Origin of the sequence: Pseudomonas sp. Irchel s3f7 (assembly GCF_900187615.1) — a bacterium.
In the GTDB taxonomy this organism is placed as follows: Bacteria; Pseudomonadota; Gammaproteobacteria; order Pseudomonadales; family Pseudomonadaceae; genus Aquipseudomonas.
Map to the genome: position 1 here is coordinate 1 of NZ_FYDO01000058.1, position 5,798 is coordinate 5,798.

Below are 5,798 nucleotides of genomic sequence, written 5' to 3' on the forward strand. Positions count from 1 at the left end.
GGGCTGGAGCACAATCTACGTCACAGGCATAAAGCCTAAGGAGCTGCACGGCTTCCAGAACCCTCCCTCGATGATCAGTCGAGAACTATCGCTCCTGATGGAGCGATAGTCGAGATACAAGGAGCTGCCGAAGGCTGCGATCTTTTGATCTTGCTTGGCTTTTGATCTTGATCCACCCGCCCCGTTTCCAGAGGCCGAACGCAGGCGTTGCGCAGTGGGCATCCCGGCATGGATGCCGGGATAGCCGCGCACGGCCATGGATGGCCGATCGCGGCGGGCCCACGGAGCAATGCCGGAGTGAGGGCACCCCGAGCCTCAGCGAGGGGCCGAATGGTGGGGCAAGACCTTTTGGTTCCTTTTGGGGCGTTCGGTACGTGTCAAGGTACCTGTCGCCTTGCTCCTACAGTTGTTAGCCCGTTGCGCCCTTAATTGCAGGGCGTTCTGGGTTTAAATACACCGCATCTGCCAGCTTCCAGTTGCGTGTCCGAGTACTCCAGCGACTCGGATTAGCTTCCCTGGCATCCTCATAAAGTGCTGCTCTAGCTTGTAATAGAGCCGTCGCTTTGCCTTCGTGTCGCTCGTTTGGCGTCACGTATTTCAAGGCGCTGTGTCGGTGATCTTCGTTGTACCACTCGATAAATTTCTGCACCCCAAGCCTTGCATCAGTGACCGTATCAAATGGTTGATCCGGCCAAAGCGGGCAGTATTTTGCAGTGCGGAAAAGTGCCTCCGCATAGGCGTTATCATTGCTCACCCTTGGCCGGCTAAAAGACGGCTCTACGCCCAGGGCCACCATGCTTTCACGTAACAAGGAGCCTCTCATAACGTGGCCGTTATCCGAGTGCAACACCAACGGACGACCCGCAGTATGCTCACGCAAACATCCCTTTCTAAGCAGCTCACAGGCGTGTTCGGCACATTCCACCTCATGCACTTCATTGGCGACGAGCTTGCGGCTGTAGACATCCTTGACCATATACCAGTAGAAAAAACGACCTCTGACAGTGCTGGGCAACCAAGTGATATCCCAACACCACACCTGATTGGGAGCGTCAGCGCGATGCGTCGTCAGTACCCTGCGTTTCGGGGCTTTGGTTCGGCCGCGACGCACGTTTTGATTAGCGGCTTTTAACACACGGTAAAACGTCGACTCCGACGCCAGATAGATACCTTCATCGGCCAGTTTCGGGACGATTTGGTGCGGGGTGAGGCTGGCGTAGCCAGCCTGATTGGCAGCGGCAAGCACCGCTTGGCGCTCCGTATCACTGAGCTTGTTAGCCGGAGCTGCCCGCTGAGCCAGTTGTCGTCCGTCACAGTCAGCGTGTCGCCAGCGTTGAACTGTGCGCAGGCTCAGCCCCAGCTCATTGCAGGCTCGGTATCGACGAGCGCCATTTAGCACCGCGTCTGCTATCAACTTCATGGCTTGCGTACGATCAGAGGCGTCGATCAGTCTTCCTTGTCCTTGCCCCAGATCGCATTGGCTTTTTTTCTGAGATCCAGCAAGGCCTCCGCCTCCGCACGTCCGGCATCAGACTGGATCAATTGACGTTCAAGTATTTTGATACGCCGCTGCTCAGCCGTCTTAGAGGTTCGAGAGTTGAGGTCAACGACCGGATTGGCGTTCTGGCATGCCATTCGCCACTGCTGGATTTGCTCAGGGTAAATTCCCTTGATTCGGCAATACTGAGAGATCTCCACCTCGCTCAACGGCGCCGTTTCCATGACAGCATTGAACTTATCAGTGCTAGTCCATTGGTCACTGGTCTTGCCGTTTCCCGGAACGATCAAGCCTTTATCTCTAGCCATTTGTCTCCAGTTTCGCAGCGACTGTGGCGTGAGATTGAGCGCGACGGCAAGTTCTGCCACTGATCGATTGAGGGGCGGCATCATTTGCAAAACGACCCAGTCTTTGAAGTCGTTGTCGTAGCGTTTGCCTAGGTTGGACATTGTTGTGCACCTTCGCCCTCTTGAATGATTGAGTCAATCAACAAGGGCGACAGGTAGCCTGACACTGAGGGCGTTTGCCAAAAGGGACTCGCCGTAAGGGCGAAACCATAAGTCGCCGTTACCGCAGCAATGGATATGTACACCATCAAAAAACAAGTCGCCCAACACAAAGCCATCGCGAGCAGGCTCGCTCCTACAGGGGATCGGGGACAGCCGCAAAACCCAGGCTAGCTGGAAGGTGCGCGCCAAAAGGGGTATACCGTCGCGCAAGCAAAAGGGCGGCACCTGCACGGGCCGCCCAGATTGGTCAGCGTACGCGAATCTTCGGGTCATCCGCCCCACGGCGCAGGGTTTTGAGAAAGCCTTCCAACGGCGCGGGTTCGGCGATCTGCGGCAAGGCGTCCTTGTCCGGACGTTGCGCCCAGAACGCATCCCACGACGGAAACAACTCATGGAAACTGCCGGCGTAAGGCTCGCGCCCCGGCCAACGCATCTTCAGGCCGCCAATCGGTGGTTTGTTCAGGTCGGTCGCGTACCAGTAGCACGGCAAGCGACGACGGAAACACCAGCGCCCGTCGATCCGCTCGTAGTCGTCCCAGTACAGCATCTGCATGATCACCCACTCGGGACCGGTCTCATGCTCGTTCTTGGAATAGACCACGCCAGTGGCGTGATCGGCATCGCTGAACTCGATGATGTGCTGCCCCAAGTGATGGGAGGTGCCGTGGAACTGCTTGCGCATGGTTTCGTCCAGCCACGCTTTGAGGTGCGCGCGACCGCTCTTGTCGCGGCCCACGCGCACGTCCGGGGCGAAGCAGTTAGCCATCGCATCCATGTCACGCATGTCCAGCGCCAGCGCGTACTTGCCGGCCAGTTGGCGGATAGCGTCAAGCGACTCCAGGCGATCGATGCGCTCAAGCAGCGCGGCGGACTCCAGGCCCATCAGTCGAGCACCGTGTACAGGTCAGAACCGCGCCCGCCGTCCACCGCCAGGCTGGCGCCGGTGACATACGACGCCTCGTCGCTGGCCAGGAACAGAATCGCGTTGGCCAGTTCCACCGGCAGGCCGACCCGTTTCATCGGGATCACCTTTTCGGTGTTGGTGCGGGTTTTGGCGTCACCGAGCATGCCAGCAGTGGCCGGGGTGTCGACCACCCCCGGAATGATCACGTTGCAGCGGATGTTGTGCGGTGCACCTTCACTGGCCGCCGCCCGGCTGAAGTTGATCACCGCCGCCTTGGCCGCCGAATAACCGGCCATCCATGCGGTACCGAACAGGCCACAGATCGAGGCGATGTTGACGATCGAACCGCCGCCCTGCGCTTTCATCAACTGCATCGCGGTGCGGGTGCCGAAGAAGGTCCCGTCGACGGTAGTGGCGAAGTTGGCGTGCCAGTCGGCGGTGGTCATGGTGTCGATGCTGCCCCAAGTGTAGGCCATCGCATTGTTGACCAGGATGTCCAGGCGCCCGTGGCGTTGTGCGGTCGCTTGCAGCGCACCGACGTAAGCCTGTTCATCGCTGACATCGGCCACGGCGATCTCGGCTTGCCCGCCCTGGGCACGGATTTTTTCCTGCACGCCTTGCAACGGCTCAATGCGGCGCCCGCACAACACCACTGTTGCGCCCTCTTCGGCGAAACGCAGTGCAGTGGCTTCGCCGATGCCGGAACCGGCGCCGGTAACGAAGGCAATTTTTCCTTGTAAACGCTTGCTCATGGGTGACTCCCTGATCAGATAAAGGCCATGCCGCCGTTAACGGCGATGTTCTGCCCGGTCATGAAACTGGCGTCTTCGCTGGCCAGGAACACTGCAACCCGGGCGATCTCATCGGTCTCGCACATGCGTCCCAGCGGCACGTTTTTCAGCAGCGCTTCCATGTATTCGTCAGGGATGCCGGCCATCATCGGCGTATTGGTCGGCCCCGGTACCAGGGTGTTGACGCGGATGCCGCTGGCCGCCAGTTCACGGGCGATCGAACGGGTCAGCCCCATCACTCCGGCTTTCGACGCGCAATAGTGACTTGGGCCTTCACCGGTCAGCGCAGCGGTGCTGGAGAGGTTGATGATCGCGCCCTTACGGCCACCCTTGACCATCAGTTTTGCGCCCTCACGACAGCACAGAAAGGTGCCACCCAGGTTCACGCCGATCACGCGCGACCAGCTCTCATCCGGGGTTTCGAGGAAGCTGTCCAGTCCGCCCACGCCGGCGTTGTTGACCAGAATGTCGAGGCCGCCGAAATGCTGTTCGGTCTGGCCCATGGCATCGGCCACGGAGGCGCTGTCACCGACGTTGCAGGACAGGGCCAGGACCTTGTCGCCAAGGTCTGCCAGGCTCTCGGCCAAGGCCGCTTGATTCAGATCGACAGCCACCACCTTGGCGCCTTCGGCGACAAAACCACGCACGATGGCCTGACCCATGCCCTGCGCGGCGCCGGTCACAAAGGCCACTTTGTTGAGTAACTTCATAGCAATCTCCGAGTGTGCAAATACGCTGCGGCCCGCTGCCCTTGCAGTCGCGCCGTCCCCTGCATGATTAGCGGCAAGCGCCCGGGCACACATCGTCCGATGGGACTATCGCCGCGTGGTCTGAACGGACGATGTGGATAACCCCGCCAGAGCCCAGCATTCGCAAGGCGCGCACCACGCCAGGCGCTGTATTCCCCTTCAATCTGCTGCGGCGCCTGGCGCGGCTGTGCTTCATGAATCCGCCTTCAATGGAGAACCCCATGAACCAACCCGTAGATCTGCCCCTGCCCGTCGGCCATTACGCGAGCCTGCCAAACGGCCTGCGCCTGCACTATCTGGATGAGGGCGCAGGCCCTGTGGTGCTGTGGCTGCACGGCAGCGGGCCGGGCGCCAGTGGCTTCAGCAATTTCAAGGGCAACTACCCGCAACTGGTCGCCGCGGGCTATCGCAACATCGTGCTCGACCTACCGGGTTTCGGCCGCTCGGACAAACCCGAGGACGTGCAGTACAACCTGGATTTCTTCGTCGATTGCGTGGCGGCGTTCCTCGAAGCCATCGGTGTGCGGCGTTGCACGCTGCTGGGTAATTCGCTGGGCGGCGCGATCGCCCTGGGGCTGGCCCTGCGCCTGCCGCAACTGCCGCAGAGCCTGATTTTGCTGGCACCGGGCGGTGTCGAGGAGCGGGAAACCTACTTCAAGATGGAAGGCATTGTGCGCATGGTCAGCCTGTTCAGCGCTGGCCCCATCGGTCTGGAAGAGATGCGCAGCATGATGAGCCTGCAGCTATTCGACGCTTCGATCCTGCCGGAAAGCCTGCTGCAGGAACGCGTGGCGGTGGCCGTGACCCAGCCGAAGAATCTGTTCAGCACGATGATGGTGCAGAACATGGAGGCACGCCTGGGTGAAATCCAGTGCCCGATCCTTGGCTTCTGGGGAACCAATGATCATTTCAACCCAATCAGCGGCGCCCAGCGCATCATCGACGGCGCACCGAATGCCCGCTTCATCGTGCTCAACCGATGCGGACATTGGGTCCAGGTGGAACATCGCGAACTGTTCAACCGCAGCTGCATCGATTTCCTGCAAAACGGCTGATCCGGGCGACGTGGTGAGCGAGGCTTGCCAGCGATGGCGGCATCAGCTTCACCGCCGCATCGCCAGCAAGCCGGCTCCTACAGCTTTCCCTACCTCTCAACAATCCGGACGCACCCGCAAAACCTGTAGGAGCTGGCTCGCCAGCGATGGCGGCATCAGTTTCACCACCGCATCGCCAGCAAGCCGGCTCCTACAGATTTCCCTACCGCTCAACCATCCGGATACACCCGCAAAACCTGTAGGAGCTGGCTTGCCAGCGATGGCGGCATCAGCTTCAACACCGCATCGCCAG

5 protein-coding genes and 1 pseudogene are annotated in these 5,798 nt (G+C 60.2%); 1 reads left to right on the forward strand and 5 read right to left on the reverse strand.

What is annotated here, in order from left to right:
- Positions 1 to 409: 409 nt before the first annotated feature.
- The 4 genes from CKW19_RS28040 to CKW19_RS28060 all read right to left on the reverse strand — a co-directional run bounded on the left by CKW19_RS28040 (position 410) and on the right by CKW19_RS28060 (position 4,412).
- Positions 410 to 1,947 (reverse strand): IS3 family transposase gene (locus CKW19_RS28040; RefSeq protein WP_095061764.1). Its coding sequence is split into 2 segments (ribosomal slippage): positions 410 to 1,479 and positions 1,479 to 1,947, totalling 1,539 coding nucleotides; the frame shifts between segments, so codons are not numbered across the junction.
- A 307-nt stretch (positions 1,948 to 2,254) separates the two neighbouring features.
- Entirely contained in the window at positions 2,255 to 2,884 is a 630-nt protein-coding gene (locus tag CKW19_RS28050; RefSeq protein WP_218232140.1) for a nuclear transport factor 2 family protein, read from the reverse strand.
- 5 nt (positions 2,885 to 2,889) lie between these two features.
- Complete coding sequence (locus CKW19_RS28055; protein ID WP_095061767.1) at positions 2,890 to 3,663, reverse strand: SDR family NAD(P)-dependent oxidoreductase; 774 nt, start codon at positions 3,661 to 3,663, stop codon at positions 2,890 to 2,892.
- A 14-nt stretch (positions 3,664 to 3,677) separates the two neighbouring features.
- On the reverse strand, positions 3,678 to 4,412 hold the full coding sequence (locus tag CKW19_RS28060) for an SDR family NAD(P)-dependent oxidoreductase (protein WP_095061768.1): 735 nt from the start codon (positions 4,410 to 4,412) through the stop codon (positions 3,678 to 3,680).
- Positions 4,413 to 4,672: 260 nt separating this feature from the next.
- Between CKW19_RS28060 and CKW19_RS28065 the strand changes: the two genes are divergently transcribed.
- A complete protein-coding gene (locus tag CKW19_RS28065) occupies positions 4,673 to 5,506 on the forward strand; it encodes an alpha/beta fold hydrolase (protein ID WP_095061769.1) in 834 nt (277 codons plus the stop codon).
- Positions 5,507 to 5,602: 96 nt separating this feature from the next.
- Here CKW19_RS28065 and CKW19_RS28915 read toward each other — a convergent pair.
- Positions 5,603 to 5,798: pseudogene (locus tag CKW19_RS28915) on the reverse strand (hypothetical protein); the annotation flags it as partial.